Raw genomic sequence first — 13424 nt, forward strand, 5'->3', positions numbered from 1 at the left:
ATACCGCTTCCGTTGGATAATACAACGAACGCGCTTTTACAACGCCGCGGCAGTCTCAGCCCCCAATGTCCACGCGATCCGCTTCAGTCCCGTCCCCAATCCCTCGAATCCCACGCACCGGCCCGGACGGGCGTTCACGGAATAATCCAGCAAGGGCTGCGCCTGGCAGCTGGTATCCAGCCACAGATCGAGTGCCAGCACATCCTCCCACACCCGATTGAGAAACGCCACTTCCCGCCGGCCATGGGTGCGGGTGGCATACGGCTCCCCCGCCTGACCGAGATACTCCTCAATCCGCGCTGCCGGAAAACCGGCGGCTGTGAGGCTGTCCGTCAGCCCGATACGGAACAGTGCGGGGATATCCGCCCACTGAAAGGGCATCGCATCATAGCGCACGAATGCATAGCGGCTGTGACAATGGACCACGAGCAAGCATTTCCTGCCCCGCAGATCTATCACATGCAGATCCCAGCAAAAGCGCCGGTCCGTCTGTGTGCCGTAGTCGGGCGCTTTCATTTTCAGGAATCGCTGCAGGGGGAAGGTCAGTCCCAGTTCCATTTCACTTCACCTCATGGGGCATGCTGATTTTTCTCCGTCCGAATCCGGTCGGCCGCGCGTTCCGCTGTCCGTACAAACCGCTCCACATCCGGACAGGGCGACGTGGCATAAAGCAGGCCGTATGGAACAGCGTACTCCCACTCCACCGGAAGCGAGACCAGTCCCGGGTGGACATCCTGCCAGCATTCCAGCGTAAGTAGCGCATGCCCGGTTTCTGCGCAGCGGTTGAACACGGAAATATCGTAAAACCGAGGGGTGTCCTCCACCTGGATCTGCGGATGGTTCTTTCGCAGCTCCGCGCGCAGCCTGTCGTTAAGGCCTGAATCCCCCGCCTTCACCATCATCAGGGTCTGCCCATGCAGGTCGGAAAGCGTCAGCCGCTTCTTTGCGGCCAGAGGATGCTCCCGCCGTACCGCCACCATGCATTTATAGGTACCCAGCGCCAGAAAACTGCATTGGTCTAGCCACGCGCGGGAGTCGCACACCCCCACAAGGAAGTCGAACTTCTCTCCCAGTCTGCCAATTTCGGCAAGGATACCCTGATGGTCGTCCTCAAAAGGGACCAGATGGAGCTTGTAGCCGGGGAACGCCCGATTGACCTGGTACCACAGATCCATGAACGGTTTGGCAGGGTTGAGCAGCGAGGTCCCCACGCAGAAGGTGGTTTCCGCATCGGCTGTCGCAGCCCGGGCGCTGTCCACCGACCGTCTTGCGTAGTCCTGTAAAAACCTCGCATCCCGCGCAATCATTTCCCCTGCCGCGGTAAGGCGCACGCCGTGCGGGGTGCGTTCGAGCAGCCGCAAATCCAAATGCGCTTCCAGCACGTCCATCTGTTTCATCACCGCCGTGGCTGAAATAAACAGCCGCTTGGAGGCACTGGTAAAGCTGCCGCAGTCTGCCACCGTCAGGAAGGTAGTAAGTAATGGGTTGAGCATAGCCCCTCCTTATGTATTAACAATAGGTTGATACCATGCTAACACATTGGAGATTCCCCGTCAAGGCTGCCGCTGGTACAATAGAGGAGGACGAACAATTGGCCACCACTCCCACAGAGCACTTGCTCTCCCTCCCCCGGCATCATCGTCACGCCTCTGGAGCTCGACGAATTTAATGGCCCGTGCGGGGATTTTTATAAGAACATGTTCACCAACTGCCCGGCAGACCGCCCCGGCACATCGGGCGAGGTGACGGGTGTGGCCGAGCTGCTCATCGGCAGCCGCAGCGCTTTCATCACCGGCGCGGACTTTCTGGTGGACGGCGGCGCGACCGCCCCTGTATTTTTACGGACCGCTCAAAACATAATTACATCGATCAAAACAGGAGGAAACACCATGGATTATGTAACATTGAACAACGGGGTCAGGATGCCCCAACTAGGCTACGGCGTATATCAGGTGGCCGCGGCTGAAACCGAACGGTGCGTGGCCGACGCTATCCGCGTGGGCTACCGCTCCATCGACACCGCCCAGGCCTACGGCAACGAGCATGGCGTGGGCGACGCCTGGCGCAAGAGCGGCGTCAGCCGTGACGAGCTGTTCCTCACCACCAAGGTATGGATCGCCAACGCCGGCGAGAAAAAGGCTGCTGCTTCCATCGACGCCTCCCTGCAAGCCCTTCAGACCGATTATGTGGACCTGCTGCTCATCCACCAGCCCTTTGGGGATTACTACGGTACCTATCGGGCGATGGAAAAGGCCTACCGCGACGGCAAGGTCCGCGCGATCGGCGTGAGCAATTTCTACCCCGACCGCTTTATCGACCTGACCACCTTTGCCGAGGTAACGCCCGCGGTCAACCAGGTGGAGACCCATGTATTCCAGCAGCAGAAGGTCGCCCGTGAGGTGCTGGCAAAGCATCATACCCAGATCGAATCCTGGGGTCCCTTTGCCGAGGGCCGGAACCAGATGTTCACCAACCCCGTCCTGACCGAGATCGGCGCCAAATACGGCAAAACCGTAGCCCAGACCGCGCTGCGCTTCCTGCTCCAAAGCGGTGTGGTAGTCATTCCCAAGTCTGTCCACGTCAAGCGGATGGAGGAAAACTTCCATGTATTTGACTTTACCCTGAACGAGGACGACATGGCCGCTATCGCCGCCCTGGACACTGCTGAGAGCGCGTTCTTCTCCCACTATGATCCGGAGACGGTGGAATGGTTCATGTCGCTGATGCGATGAGCGTTATTGGAAAGGAGCAGTTCCGCGTGACAAGGCCGTATATTTTCTGCCACATGATGACCTCTCTGGATGGGAAGATCATGGGCAATTACATGAACCATCCTGCCGCCGCAGAAGCCGGCGAAGCCTTTTACCGCATCGCCTTTGGTGAAAAGCCCTATTACCGGCACCAGGGCTGGCTCTCCGGACGGGTGACCACTGATGACAACTTCACCTTTTATGAAAAGCCCGCGCTGGAGGAGAACGCGCTCCCCGTGCCGGACGGGGATTTCGCGGCCCAGCCGGACTTCGGTATGTACTATGTGTCCATCGATCCTGCCGGCCGCCTGGGCTGGAAGGATGCCGTGTTGCACTACGAAACGACCACCGCCCATGTGATCGAGGTGTTGACCGCACGGGCGTCCAACACCTACAAGTCTTTCCTGCGCAGGCTGGGGATTTCTTACATTATCGCCGGAGAGGAAACGCTTGACGCGACCCTGGCTCTGCAAAAGCTGCGCGCGCTGTTCCACATAAATACACTGATGCTGGGCGGCGGCGCGGTACTCAACTGGTCGTTTATCCAAGCCGGCCTGTGCGATGAGGTGAGCGTGGTCATTGCGCCCTGCGCCGATGGTTCCGCCAGCGCCCAAACCCTGTTTATGGAAAAGCCGGGCATCAGCGACGACACTGCCGCAGGCTTTACCCTGCTGGAAGCCAAATCCCTCCCCGGCAGCGCCGTATGGCTGCGCTATAAGGTGGAACGGCAAGGTATACCCCAAGGATGACCATCCCGCACGGTACGCTTCCAGCATCTGGGATGGTATATGCACCCATAAATAATTTGGTAAAACCACAGGGAAAGCGTCAAGGCTATACGGCCTTGGCGCTTTGTTCATTTTGCTGTTTTCCTCCGGTCGTCCCCCATCGGCCGCTCTTTCCGGTTTACACGCCGCTGTCTTCCCGCTTATCCAGCGGACTGGTCATGCGTGATGCTCTGAACAAATTGCGCTGCGGTGGGTGTGAGGTCGTTCAAATCGTTGGCGAACAGGCCAATCTCAAAAGTGATTTCCAGATTAACCGGATATTTCGCATGCCCTGCCGCCAGCGTTTCCGTCATATATTCCGATTCCAATACCGTCCCGCACCATATTGATCGCGGTTTCCGCAGCCTGCACCTGAAGAACCGCGTCGCAGGCATCGGCTGGCGGATATGGTCCAAAATCGTTTCATATTTTATCCTGGGCGCATCCTCCGGCATCGGCTGTGAAACCACCCGATATTTCGCGGAACACGGCGGGCGTGTCATCGCCACCATGCGTAATCCGCAAAAGGCCGGCAGTCTTTCCCGCAGTAAAAAAAGCAGGTCGGGGAAAACCATCCCCGGCCTGCTTCTTATTGTGCGTTTTTCGCCTTGTATGCCTCGCCCCAGTTCCACATGACATCCAGAACCGGCTTGAGGCTGTATCCCAGGTCGGTCAGCGTATACTCCACATGGGGCGGCACCTCCGCAAAAACCCTGCGGGTCAACAGTCCAGTCGCTTCCATCTCCCGAAGCTGCGCGGTAAGGACCTTCTGCGTTACATGGCCGATGGACCTTTTCAGCTCTCCAAACCGTTTTGTTCCCGGCATCAGGTCACGGAGGATCAACACCTTCCATTTATCGCTGATGAGGGTAAGCGTCGTTTCCACAGGGCAGGCCGGCAGTTCCCTTACAGGCTTCCGGCTCACCGGCTTCTCGGCTTCCATCCGTATCCCTCCCTTAGTATCCAAATGGTAACTATGGCACAATATTGTACTTACTTTACAGCAGGGCTGTATGGAAGTATTATAATAGCAGCGGAAGCAAAAAGCAACCCATTCCCACAGAAAACAGTTTGGAGGTCAAAAAAATGAACGAAGTTGTAACATTCCTGATCGAGAATCCGGTGCAGTATCTGGCCACCGTCGGACGGGACGGGAAGGCCAAGTGCCGCCCCTTTATGTTCGCTGGGGAGATGGACAGCAGGCTGTGGTTCTGCACCAACAATCAGAAAGAGGTCTACAAGGATATGCAGGCCAATCCCTGTGTGGAGATCAGCGTCTCCAGCCCCACCTACGCCTGGATCCGCCTGAACGGCAAAGCGGTCTTTGAGGACAGCCTGCCCGCTAAGGAGATGTGTCTCCAAAACCCCATCGTCAAGAGCCAGTACCAAACCGCTGACAACCCCATTTTCGAGGTATTCTATCTGGCCGGTACGCACGCTGTGATCGCTGATTTTTCCGGCAACCCACCGCGGGAATATGACCTGTAAGCCTGCGGACAGCCCTCGGAAGCCGGTCCAAGCCGCCCCGCACAAGCGCTGGCGGCTTGGGCCGCGCGTCCGTTTTCCGTAACCGCCTTTCCGCTTTCACTAGGAGACCGCGCAATGACAACGCAAGAGATTTTGACAACCCTTCAGGCGGACATCCATTCCACTGTGTTCGCCACCCTGGATACGCACGGCCTGCCCCAGACCTGTGTGATCGACCTGATGCTGGCGGATGCCGCGGGTCTTTATTTCCTGACCGTCAGGGGCAAAGCCTTTTACACCCGCCTGACGGCAAAGCCTTTCGTAGCGTTCACCGGCATAAAAGGCCGCGATACGCTTTCCACCTTGGCGATTTCCCTGCGGGGTGCGGTGCGCAGCATTGGAAAGGAACGTCTGGCGGAGATTTTTGAGAAAAACCCTTATATGGCCAAAATCTATCCTACGGAAAAAGCTGTGACGCGCTGGAAGTCTTTCGGATTTACAAAGGCGAGGGGGAGTATTTTGACCTGGGACAGCTTCCTCCCTATCGCCAGTGCTTTTCCTTTGGCGGCGGGGCCGCACGGAAAAGCGGATACTGCATCGATCCGGACAAGTGTATCGGCTGTCAGGGGTGCCGCATCGTCTGTCCGGCGGGCTGTATCAGCGCTTCGTTTCCCCGCAGCATCGACACCGCGCACTGTCTCCATTGCGGCAACTGCTACCGCATCTGTCCGGCTGGGGCGGTGGAGCGGCGCGACGGGTAAGCCTTTCGCAGAAGCAGGTCGTACACGGTGCGATAACCGACATTTCGGATAAGATGGCAGGGGGATATCACCCGCCTGAACGCAGACGCCATTGTAGACGCGAACAATAGCGGTCTGCTTGGCTGCTTTGTCCCCTGCCACGGGTGCATCGATAACACCATCCACTCGGCGGCGGGCCTTCAGCTCCGAGATGATTGCCACCATCTGATGGAGCAGCAGGGCCGTCCGGAACCCGCAGGGCGGGCCAAGCTGACAAAAGGCTACAACCTGCCCGCCCGCTATGTGCTGCACACCGTCGGCCCCATCATACAGGGCCGTGTGACCCGACGCGATCGGGAGCGGCTGGCCGCCTGCTACCGCGCCTGTCTGGAACTGGCGGCGGCGCAGTCCCTGGAAAGCGTGGCGTTCTACTGCATCTCCACGGGAGAATTCCGCTTCCCCCATCCGGAGGCGGCGGCTATCGCAGTCCGCACGGTCAAAGCATTCCTGCAAACACCTACTTCCATCAGAACGATAATTTTCAATGTTTTCAAGGATATTGACGCAAACCTCTACCGCAGTCTGCTCTGAACCGTTTGCGCAGATACGGCGGGCCTGACCTATTCCGGCCAGCGCTTCGAAAAACACTTCGGGGATTTCATCCGGAAGTATGGCATCCGCGATATGTATACCAGCGGCTTCTATCCTTTCGGAACGCCGGAGGAATATTGGGCCTGGTGGAGCCGCCACATCATGATCAACCGCTACGAAAGGGCTCCGAAACCGGTCTATGACACGCTGCTGCGGCTGGTGAGCGGCAGGGACTACTTTGTGCTGACCACCAACGTGGACCATCAGTTCCAGCTTGCCGGATTTGATAAAGAGAGGCTGTTCTATACTCAGGGGGACTACGGCCTGTGGCAGTGTTCAAAGCCCTGCTGCCAAAAGACCTGGGACAATGAAGAAACCGTCCGCCGCATGGCCGCCGAACAAAAGGATATGCGTGTGCCGGCGGAGCTGCTCCCCCGCTGTCCGGTGTGCGGACGGCCCATGTCCATGAACCTCCGCTGCGATCAGACCTTTGTGCAGGACAGCGGCTGGTATGCCGCCGCCGAGCGATATGAGCGCTTTCTCCATCAGCACGAGAGGCTGCGGGTGGTGTATCTGGAATTAGGCGTGGGCGGCAATACGCCGGCCATCATCAAATACCCCTTCTGGCGCCTGACCGAGCTTGGCGAGCCCGCTCTCGGACTGCACAACATAGACATGCTGCTCCTACAGGTTTTTGGCCGTAGGAGCCAGCCGGCCGGCCGCTAAAACCGCTTCCAGCCGGTCCTTTTCCACCGCCCGTCCGTCAAATTTTTTGCATGAATACCGTTTTTTGACCGCTTCAAAAAATCCATTTTGTATGTTTCCCTGCAAGGCTTCCTGCCCATACAGCGCCTGTGCGGATGGGTTTTTCTGTTTCTCCGGAGACGACTGCGCCGCTCCGCACCTCAATAGGATAAGCCGCGTTTTCCGAAATGTAAAATACCTGTGTTTCATGGCTCGTGATTCATTTTCCGTATTTCTGTTTTATGCCGGTCTGACAAACTGTAAAAAGGCGCGAACCGCCCGCGCCAGAACCACTCCGTTATGCAGCACATCATAATTGGCGCAGAAATCCTTTTCTTTCTCATATTCTCCCGACCATGCCGCCAGGGGCGCATGAACCGGCGTATCGATGTGTATGGTCACGCCCCTTGTCCCGACCAGATCGCCCTGCCGGATGCAACGCGCTCCCGCCAGCGAGTGTTCCCTTTGGAGCAGAGCGCCCTTCCGTTCCTTTGTCTGATGCGGATGTACGCATAGCGCGCGGCATGGAACAGCTCCAAAAACAGCCCCATATCCATCGCTTTCCCTCCTGCCCTTATCATACCGCGGCACGTGGTCAAACGCAATAGAGCGCACCCCCGCGAAGCCGGAAAGGGCGTGCCGCCTGGCGGCACGCCCTTTTTCTGCCTGTCCCGTCCAGCTCTCTGCGGCGTCGGTATTTATCCCAGATACGCCTGGAAAAATTCCGTCAGCTTGTCGAACGGGATGGCGTTTTTGCCGCCGCCGTCGTACAGGTCGGTGTGGACGGTATCGGGCAGGAGCAGCAGCTCCTTGTTGTCCGCGTAGGGACTGCCCTCGACCATGGCGGCGTATGCGTCCCGACTGAAGTAGCAGGAGTGCGCCTTTTCGCCGTGTACCAGCAGCACCGCGCTGCGAATTTCGCTACTGTACTGCAAAATCGGCTGGTTTAAGAATGACATGCAGCCGGTCACGTTCCAGCCCCCGTTGGAGTTGAGCGAGCGGGGATGGTAGCCGCGCGGCGTTTTGTAGTAGTCGTAGTAGTCCTTGACAAAGAAGGGCGCGTCTGCGGGCAACGGATCAACCACGCCGCCGCCGAGCGCATAAGCGCCGTTTTTGCAGTCCTCGAGCCGCTGGGCGTTGAGGGCCTGCTTTTTGGCGTAGCGCGCGTCGGCCGAATCCTCGGCATCAAAATATCCATTGGCGTTCACGCGGGCCATATCGTACATGGTCGCGGCCACGGTAGCCCGCACGCGGGTGTCCAGCGCGGCCGCGTTGAGCGCCAGCCCGCCCCAGCCGCAGATGCCGATAAGGCCAATCCTGTCCGCGTCCACATCCTCCCGCAGGGAGAGGTAATCGACCGCGGCCTGGAAGTCCTCGGTATTGATGTCTGGCGAGGCCATGTAGCGGGGCGCGCCGCCGCTCTCGCCGGTGAACGAGGGGTCAAAGGCCAGCGCCACAAAGCCGCGCTCGGCCATGGTCTGGGCATACAGGCCCGCGGCCTGCTCCTTGACCGCGCCGAACGGCCCGCACACTGCGATCGCCGCCCTCTTGCCCTGCCCATCCTTGGGGACGTACACGTCGGCCGCGAGCGTGATGCCGTAGCGGTTGCAGAAGGTGGCCTTGCTGTGCGCGACAGACGCGCTCTGCGGGAAGGTCTTATCCCATTCCTGTGTCAGATGCAGTTCTTCCATGAGGGTATCTATCCTTTCGTTATGGCCGGAAATGTTAGTACCAGTCGTGTTTTTCGTTGCGGTCCAATACTTTGATCTGCACCAGCTCCTCGTCGGTCAGCGCAAAGTCGAACAGCTCGGTGTTCTCCCTGATGTGGTCGGGGTTGCTCGAGTCCTGAATGACCACCACGCCCTTTTGCAGGCTCCAGCGCAGGATAACCTGAGCGGAGGGCTTGCCATGCAGGCTGTACATACCAAGCCGTAGATGGGCATTTCGTAGCCGCTGTTCAGGGTGACGCGGCGGGTGTCAAAATCAAACCGGCTGCTCTCGGCCGCAGCAGGGGTATGGGAGTATCCAGACCTCCCATCCAATCCTCTGGAACATCCCCGCGCAGGCGCTCAGGGTCAGGCTGTAGGCCAGCAGCTGGGACAGCCGGCGTTTTTTCACAGCGTTTCCTCCTTTCGGAGGGGCCGCAGAATGCGGGCGGGTACGCCGCCCACCACCATCCCGGCGGGTACGTCGCGCGTGACCACCGCACCGGCGGCCACAATGGCCCCGTCCCCAATGGTCACGCCCGGGGTAATGGTCGCATTCGCGCCGATCCACACCCGCTTGCCGATGACGATGGGCTGGGGGATGAGCTCATCGCGGCGGGCAGGGTTCTCGTTGTGGTTGAGCGTGGCCAGCACCACGTTGTGACCAATGAGCGCCCCGTCCCCGATGGTGATGCCGCCCTGGTCCTGGAAATGGCAGCTCGTGTTGATGAACACGTTCTTGCCGACCGTGATGTTCTGGCCGTAGTCGGTGTAAAAGGGCGGGAACAGGCAGAACCCCTCACCCACCGGTTTGCCGGTGAGTTCGGAAAACAGCCGCGCGACCTCCTCCGGCTCGTGGTAAGAGAAGTTGAGTTCTGCGCTCAGCTTCATGGCGCGTTGAGACGCGACGCGCATGTACTGGTAGACGGGCAGGCCAGCCCGTTTTGCCTGTTCTTCGATTTTTGTCTCGTGCATTAGTTACTTCCTTTCTGCGCGGAATGTCTCGCTGTACTCAAGCTGGTAAATCAGGTAATCCAAACAGTCGATTCTCCGCTGTTCCGCATGGCAGCGCTCGAGCAGAAGGCACCGGTGTCTGGCCAACAGCGCCGCCCCTTCGCCGTGCCTTCCGCACTCGAACAGCCGCCAGAATTCCCGGGCGAGCGCCTCCCCGCAGCCCGCGTCCAACAGGTTCTGCATCACGCGCCGCCGAAGTTCCTGCTCCTTCATAATCTCGCTCCCTTTCCCTGATTTGAGTATAAACCGCCGGACAACAAATAGCAAATATATATAAAGAATACATTATCATTCTTGAAAGATATAATAAGACATGCTATACTACCCACAGAAGGAGGGATCGCATGGACATTCGGGTTTTGGAATATTTTCTCGCAGTCGCGCGGGAACAGACCATTTCCGGCGCTGCGATGTCGCTGCACATGACCCAGCCCCCCCTGTCCAAGCAGCTCATGGAATTGGAGCGCGAGTTGGGCAAGCAGCTTTTCCTACGCGGTAAGCGTCGTATCACGCTGACCAAGGAGGGGATGCTGCTGCGCAAGCGCGCCGAGGAAATCGTCTCGCTGGTGGAAAAGACCAAGGCTGAGGTCAGCGCGCCGGACGAGGGCATCAGCGGCGACCTGTACATTGGCGGCGGGGAAACCGAGGGCATGCGGCTGATCGTACAGACTGCCCAGCAGGTCCAGCGCCGGTATCCGGCCATCCGCTTCCATTTTTCCAGCGGGGACGGTTATGATGTGACCGACCGGCTGGACCAGGGGTTAATCGACTTTGGTACGCTCATCGAACCGTTCGACATGGGCAAATACGACTACCTGCGCCTGCCCAGTCCGGATACCTGGGGACTTCTGATGCGCAGGGATCATCCACTGGCGCGGCTGACGCGCATCCGTCCGGAGGACCTGCCCGGCGTCCCGCTCATCGCCTCCCGCCAGTTAGAGGGGGAGGACGGGCTTTCCGGCTGGCTGGGCTACGGCTATGAAAAGCTGCGGGTGGTGGCCACCGGCAATCTGGTCAACACACTCGTCCTGGCCGTGGAGGAGGGCATGGGCTGCCTGTTCACGCTGGACAAGCTGGTGGACCTGTCGGGCAGCCGCAGCCTGTGTTTCCGCCCGCTCGAGCCGCGGCTCGAATCCTGGATGTATCTGGCTTGGAAAAAATACCAGGTGTTCACCCGCGCGGCCGAGGTGTTTGTGCGCGAGCTGAAGCGCGGCCTTTCCACCGCACCGACCTGAGGCGGATTCTCATATTTTTCTGATTGGGGCTTGACGCACCACCCTGGTCGGCTGATATAATAAAGTGTAATGTATACTGTATCCGGAAGCAGGTTCGATCGTATGCGATCCGGCGGCTGTGGACCGGTGCCAGAAGGCAGGCCGGTCCCATAGCCGCCATTGAATCCCCATCAGAGGAGGCAGACCAATGAAAAAACAACAGTCCCGCCGCGTGCTGGTTCTGGACGGACAGGGCGGAGGCATGGGGGCGCAGCTTATCCGCCTTCTGGCGCCCGTTTTGCCGCAGGACTGCGTGCTGCGCTGTGTCGGCACCAATGTTCTCGCCACAAACGCGATGCTCAAGGCTGGGGCGGCGCAAGGGGCGACCGGTGAAAACGCCGTTATCTACAATGCCGCCCGCGCGGATTTGATCCTCGGCCCGATCGGCATTATCCTGGCAAACGGCATCATGGGCGAGGTTTCGCCCGCCATGGCTTCCGCAGTATCCGGGGCAGAAGCCCCTAAAATCCTGATCCCCTCTTCGACCTGCGGCATTTTTGTCGCGGGGACGGAGGACCGCCGGCTTGACGAATACCTCCAGCGCGCGGCGGAGCTGGCGGTGCGGGAGCTGTCCCCATGAGCCTGTCGTTTGCAAGCATCCTGCAGTTCCATAGAGAGCGCTATCCCGCGATGCAGCCGCAGGATTTCGGCAAGCTGGCGTATCAAAGCGAATTCGGGCCGGAGCATCTGGTCTCGGACCGGACCGCGGTCCAGCAGGCGCTTTTCCGCGAGTGGGAGACGCTTGCCCCGGATGTCTGCGCCCCCGCGCCCGATCCGCTCGGGAACGGCCTGTCACGCTTCCATCTGGATTACCGGTTGGGTACGGCATCGACGGTCCCCCTGTTGGCCGATCTGCTCCTCCGCACGGCCGCCGCGCACCACGGCTCCGCAGACGGGCTGGCGCGGCGGCTGGGCGCCCTCTCCCCCCTGCCGGTCCCCGGCATGGCGGACTGGGTGGCAGCCTACCGCGCTCAGGGCTGCCCGCCGCCCCGCCACAGCGAGGCGTTCCGCGCCGCCTACCGGCCGCATTACCGCTTGCTTCGCACCTCCTACGCGGGCTACTTCCCCGCCCTTTTGTCGGTACAGCGGCTGACGCAGAGCGGCAGACCCGCTATCGTTGCGGTCGACGGCCGCTGCGGCAGCGGCAAAACCGGCTTCGCACGGCTCCTGCAGGAGCTGTTCCCCTGCCGCGTGGTACATATGGATGATTTTTACCTCCCGTTTGACCAGCGCCCGCCGGATTGGGCGGAGCAACCGGCTGGGAATATGGATCTCTCGCGGTTCCGCGAGGAGGTCCTGGTTCCGCTCCGCGCCGGCGGCAGCGCCATATACCGGCCGTATTCCTGCCAGACCGGACAAATGCTCGCGCCGGAAACGCTTGCGCCCGCCCCTCTTACCATTGTGGAGGGGAGCTATTCCCTGCATCCGTCGCTATCCGGCTTTTATGACCTGCGGCTGTTCCTGACCTGCTCGGGCGAAGCCCAGGCCCGCCGTCTGCAGGCGAGGGAGGGCGCGCACTACGCCGCGTTTCAGGAACGCTGGATCCCCTTTGAGGAACGGTATTTCCAGCGGTACCGCGTTGCCTCCGGCAGCGACATGATGCTCGACACGAGCGCGTTCTTCCTTTGACGCACCCCGCCACGAAGGCGGTTTTATCCCCCGCGCTCCGTAAAAAAGCCATGAAGGCCCCGCCCTCAGAAGAGGCGCATATCCAGACTTTTGATAAGGAGTATCCCCGCTATGAAACAAAAAACATCCAAACAGCGCATTTACGACCTGATCCTCGCCGCACTGTGCATGGCCCTCGGCATCGTCCTTCCGTTTTTCACCGGACAGATCCCGCAAATCGGCGGCATGCTGCTGCCCATGCATCTGCCGGTCCTGCTCTGCGGCCTGCTCTGCGGCTGGCAGTACGGCGGCCTGGTAGGCTTTGTCCTTCCGCTGCTGCGGTATGCCATGTTCGGTATGCCGCCAATCTTCCCGACCGGCATCGCCATGGCCTTTGAACTGGCCGCCTACGGCATCATCGCCGGCTACCTGTACAACCACTCCCGCTGGCAGTGCGTCATATCGCTGTACCGCTCTCTGATTGCGGCGATGATCGGCGGGCGTATCGTATGGGGTGTTGTCCGTGTGCTGCTCACCGGCGTGAGCGGCGAGCCGTTTACCTGGCAGCTGTTCCTGTCCGGCGCGTTCCTGACCGCCATCCCCGGCATCATCCTCCAGCTTGTTTTCATCCCCGTACTTATGGTCGCCCTCGACCGCACGGGCATGGTGCGTTTCCGTCGGGAAGATAAAACCGCGGAAACCGTCCAAAGCTGATCCCCCCAATCAAAAAGGGACGTCTTGCAGACGTCCCTTTTTGTATATC

General features: G+C 59.7%; 21 protein-coding genes and 1 pseudogene. 10 read left to right on the top strand and 12 right to left on the bottom strand.

Features of this window, described 5'->3' with window-relative positions; genetic code table 11:
• Window positions 1–36: 36 nt before the first annotated feature.
• The gene (locus DBQ51_RS03265; RefSeq protein ID WP_107630777.1) at window positions 37–558 is read right to left on the bottom strand and encodes a DUF6933 domain-containing protein; all 522 of its coding nucleotides are present in this window, start codon (window positions 556–558) and stop codon (window positions 37–39) included.
• Between the two features lie 11 nt (window positions 559–569).
• Window positions 570–1493 (bottom strand): LysR family transcriptional regulator, encoded by a 924-nt coding sequence (locus tag DBQ51_RS03270; RefSeq protein ID WP_054328223.1) that lies wholly within the window; start codon window positions 1491–1493, stop codon window positions 570–572.
• A gap of 396 nt (window positions 1494–1889) precedes the next feature.
• Here DBQ51_RS03270 and DBQ51_RS03275 point away from each other — a divergent pair, with 396 nt between their 5' ends.
• Both DBQ51_RS03275 and DBQ51_RS03280 read left to right on the top strand, forming a co-directional pair.
• A complete protein-coding gene (locus DBQ51_RS03275; RefSeq protein ID WP_107632123.1) occupies window positions 1890–2732 on the top strand; it encodes an aldo/keto reductase in 843 nt (280 codons plus the stop codon).
• On the top strand, window positions 2708–3499 hold the full coding sequence (locus DBQ51_RS03280; RefSeq protein ID WP_242977810.1) for a RibD family protein: 792 nt from the start codon (window positions 2708–2710) through the stop codon (window positions 3497–3499). Before DBQ51_RS03275 ends, DBQ51_RS03280 begins: the two co-directional genes overlap by 25 nt.
• A gap of 179 nt (window positions 3500–3678) precedes the next feature.
• Here DBQ51_RS03280 and DBQ51_RS16445 read toward each other — a convergent pair whose 3' ends face one another.
• Window positions 3679–3846 carry a hypothetical protein gene (locus DBQ51_RS16445; protein ID WP_159068061.1) on the bottom strand — a complete coding sequence of 56 codons (168 nt, stop codon included), beginning with the start codon at window positions 3844–3846 and terminating at the stop codon, window positions 3679–3681.
• 260 nt (window positions 3847–4106) lie between these two features.
• On the bottom strand, window positions 4107–4460 hold the full coding sequence (locus DBQ51_RS03290) for a winged helix-turn-helix transcriptional regulator (protein WP_054326903.1): 354 nt from the start codon (window positions 4458–4460) through the stop codon (window positions 4107–4109).
• Between the two features lie 143 nt (window positions 4461–4603).
• Between DBQ51_RS03290 and DBQ51_RS03295 the strand changes: the two genes are divergently transcribed.
• The 4 genes and pseudogenes from DBQ51_RS03295 to DBQ51_RS03310 form a co-directional block, all read left to right on the top strand.
• Window positions 4604–5005 (top strand): pyridoxamine 5'-phosphate oxidase family protein, encoded by a 402-nt coding sequence (locus DBQ51_RS03295; protein ID WP_107630779.1) that lies wholly within the window; start codon window positions 4604–4606, stop codon window positions 5003–5005.
• Window positions 5006–5119: 114 nt separating this feature from the next.
• Window positions 5120–5797 (top strand): hypothetical protein, encoded by a 678-nt coding sequence (locus tag DBQ51_RS17665; RefSeq protein WP_442908793.1) that lies wholly within the window; start codon window positions 5120–5122, stop codon window positions 5795–5797.
• 38 nt (window positions 5798–5835) lie between these two features.
• Window positions 5836–6315, top strand: coding sequence for a macro domain-containing protein (locus tag DBQ51_RS03305; RefSeq protein ID WP_407923278.1), 480 nt, complete (start codon window positions 5836–5838; stop codon window positions 6313–6315).
• A 15-nt stretch (window positions 6316–6330) separates the two neighbouring features.
• Window positions 6331–6951, top strand: a pseudogene (locus tag DBQ51_RS03310) (SIR2 family NAD-dependent protein deacylase); the annotation flags it as partial.
• Between the two features lie 48 nt (window positions 6952–6999).
• Here DBQ51_RS03310 and DBQ51_RS17415 read toward each other — a convergent pair.
• The 8 genes from DBQ51_RS17415 to DBQ51_RS03335 all read right to left on the bottom strand — a co-directional run bounded on the left by DBQ51_RS17415 (window position 7000) and on the right by DBQ51_RS03335 (window position 9992).
• Window positions 7000–7269 (bottom strand): nitroreductase family protein, encoded by a 270-nt coding sequence (locus DBQ51_RS17415; RefSeq protein WP_107630781.1) that lies wholly within the window; start codon window positions 7267–7269, stop codon window positions 7000–7002.
• A gap of 30 nt (window positions 7270–7299) precedes the next feature.
• Window positions 7300–7461, bottom strand: coding sequence for a hypothetical protein (locus tag DBQ51_RS16450; protein WP_159068062.1), 162 nt, complete (start codon window positions 7459–7461; stop codon window positions 7300–7302).
• Entirely contained in the window at window positions 7458–7616 is a 159-nt protein-coding gene (locus tag DBQ51_RS16455) for a hypothetical protein (protein WP_153802381.1), read from the bottom strand. The genes DBQ51_RS16450 and DBQ51_RS16455 overlap by 4 nt, the downstream gene beginning before the upstream one ends.
• A gap of 141 nt (window positions 7617–7757) precedes the next feature.
• Window positions 7758–8750: an alpha/beta hydrolase gene (locus tag DBQ51_RS03320; RefSeq protein ID WP_107630782.1), complete on the bottom strand. Its 993-nt coding sequence runs from the start codon at window positions 8748–8750 to the stop codon at window positions 7758–7760.
• A 34-nt stretch (window positions 8751–8784) separates the two neighbouring features.
• Complete coding sequence (locus tag DBQ51_RS03325; protein WP_054326898.1) at window positions 8785–8982, bottom strand: aldo/keto reductase; 198 nt, start codon at window positions 8980–8982, stop codon at window positions 8785–8787.
• Between the two features lie 60 nt (window positions 8983–9042).
• The gene (locus DBQ51_RS17330) at window positions 9043–9177 is read right to left on the bottom strand and encodes a hypothetical protein (RefSeq protein WP_277997717.1); all 135 of its coding nucleotides are present in this window, start codon (window positions 9175–9177) and stop codon (window positions 9043–9045) included.
• The gene (locus DBQ51_RS03330) at window positions 9174–9740 is read right to left on the bottom strand and encodes a sugar O-acetyltransferase (protein ID WP_054326897.1); all 567 of its coding nucleotides are present in this window, start codon (window positions 9738–9740) and stop codon (window positions 9174–9176) included. The genes DBQ51_RS17330 and DBQ51_RS03330 overlap by 4 nt, the downstream gene beginning before the upstream one ends.
• 3 nt (window positions 9741–9743) lie before the next feature.
• Window positions 9744–9992: a hypothetical protein gene (locus tag DBQ51_RS03335; RefSeq protein WP_054326896.1), complete on the bottom strand. Its 249-nt coding sequence runs from the start codon at window positions 9990–9992 to the stop codon at window positions 9744–9746.
• A 131-nt stretch (window positions 9993–10123) separates the two neighbouring features.
• Here DBQ51_RS03335 and DBQ51_RS03340 point away from each other — a divergent pair, with 131 nt between their 5' ends.
• The 4 genes from DBQ51_RS03340 to DBQ51_RS03355 all read left to right on the top strand — a co-directional run bounded on the left by DBQ51_RS03340 (window position 10124) and on the right by DBQ51_RS03355 (window position 13375).
• Entirely contained in the window at window positions 10124–11014 is an 891-nt protein-coding gene (locus DBQ51_RS03340) for a LysR family transcriptional regulator (RefSeq protein ID WP_107630783.1), read from the top strand.
• A gap of 187 nt (window positions 11015–11201) precedes the next feature.
• Entirely contained in the window at window positions 11202–11633 is a 432-nt protein-coding gene (locus tag DBQ51_RS03345) for a DUF3842 family protein (RefSeq protein WP_054326894.1), read from the top strand.
• A complete protein-coding gene (locus DBQ51_RS16775) occupies window positions 11630–12682 on the top strand; it encodes a uridine kinase family protein (RefSeq protein WP_199855178.1) in 1053 nt (350 codons plus the stop codon). The genes DBQ51_RS03345 and DBQ51_RS16775 overlap by 4 nt, the downstream gene beginning before the upstream one ends.
• Window positions 12683–12793: 111 nt before the next feature.
• Window positions 12794–13375 carry an ECF transporter S component gene (locus DBQ51_RS03355; protein ID WP_054326893.1) on the top strand — a complete coding sequence of 194 codons (582 nt, stop codon included), beginning with the start codon at window positions 12794–12796 and terminating at the stop codon, window positions 13373–13375.
• Window positions 13376–13424 lie beyond the last annotated feature (49 nt).

The sequence above is a fragment of the Agathobaculum massiliense genome (genome assembly GCF_900291975.1).
GTDB classification, from domain to species: Bacteria; Bacillota; Clostridia; order Oscillospirales; family Butyricicoccaceae; genus Agathobaculum; species Agathobaculum ammoniilyticum.

Bases quoted from the DNA above. Each gene is read 5' to 3' on its own strand.
- DBQ51_RS17665 (WP_442908793.1), top strand. From the start codon at position 5,120: ATGACAACGCAAGAGATTTTGACAACCCTTCAGGCGGACATCCATTCC.
- DBQ51_RS03325 (WP_054326898.1), bottom strand. From the start codon at position 8,982: ATGTACAGCCTGCATGGCAAGCCCTCCGCTCAGGTTATCCTGCGCTGG.
- DBQ51_RS03330 (WP_054326897.1), bottom strand. From the start codon at position 9,740: ATGCACGAGACAAAAATCGAAGAACAGGCAAAACGGGCTGGCCTGCCC.
- DBQ51_RS03275 (WP_107632123.1), top strand. From the start codon at position 1,890: ATGGATTATGTAACATTGAACAACGGGGTCAGGATGCCCCAACTAGGC.
- DBQ51_RS03270 (WP_054328223.1), bottom strand. From the start codon at position 1,493: ATGCTCAACCCATTACTTACTACCTTCCTGACGGTGGCAGACTGCGGC.
- DBQ51_RS03265 (WP_107630777.1), bottom strand. From the start codon at position 558: ATGGAACTGGGACTGACCTTCCCCCTGCAGCGATTCCTGAAAATGAAA.
- DBQ51_RS03320 (WP_107630782.1), bottom strand. From the start codon at position 8,750: ATGGAAGAACTGCATCTGACACAGGAATGGGATAAGACCTTCCCGCAG.
- DBQ51_RS03340 (WP_107630783.1), top strand. From the start codon at position 10,124: ATGGACATTCGGGTTTTGGAATATTTTCTCGCAGTCGCGCGGGAACAG.
- DBQ51_RS16775 (WP_199855178.1), top strand. From the start codon at position 11,630: ATGAGCCTGTCGTTTGCAAGCATCCTGCAGTTCCATAGAGAGCGCTAT.
- DBQ51_RS03280 (WP_242977810.1), top strand. From the start codon at position 2,708: ATGGTTCATGTCGCTGATGCGATGAGCGTTATTGGAAAGGAGCAGTTC.
- DBQ51_RS17415 (WP_107630781.1), bottom strand. From the start codon at position 7,269: ATGAAACACAGGTATTTTACATTTCGGAAAACGCGGCTTATCCTATTG.
- DBQ51_RS03335 (WP_054326896.1), bottom strand. From the start codon at position 9,992: ATGAAGGAGCAGGAACTTCGGCGGCGCGTGATGCAGAACCTGTTGGAC.
- DBQ51_RS03295 (WP_107630779.1), top strand. From the start codon at position 4,604: ATGAACGAAGTTGTAACATTCCTGATCGAGAATCCGGTGCAGTATCTG.
- DBQ51_RS03355 (WP_054326893.1), top strand. From the start codon at position 12,794: ATGAAACAAAAAACATCCAAACAGCGCATTTACGACCTGATCCTCGCC.
- DBQ51_RS03345 (WP_054326894.1), top strand. From the start codon at position 11,202: ATGAAAAAACAACAGTCCCGCCGCGTGCTGGTTCTGGACGGACAGGGC.
- DBQ51_RS16455 (WP_153802381.1), bottom strand. From the start codon at position 7,616: ATGGATATGGGGCTGTTTTTGGAGCTGTTCCATGCCGCGCGCTATGCG.
- DBQ51_RS03290 (WP_054326903.1), bottom strand. From the start codon at position 4,460: ATGGAAGCCGAGAAGCCGGTGAGCCGGAAGCCTGTAAGGGAACTGCCG.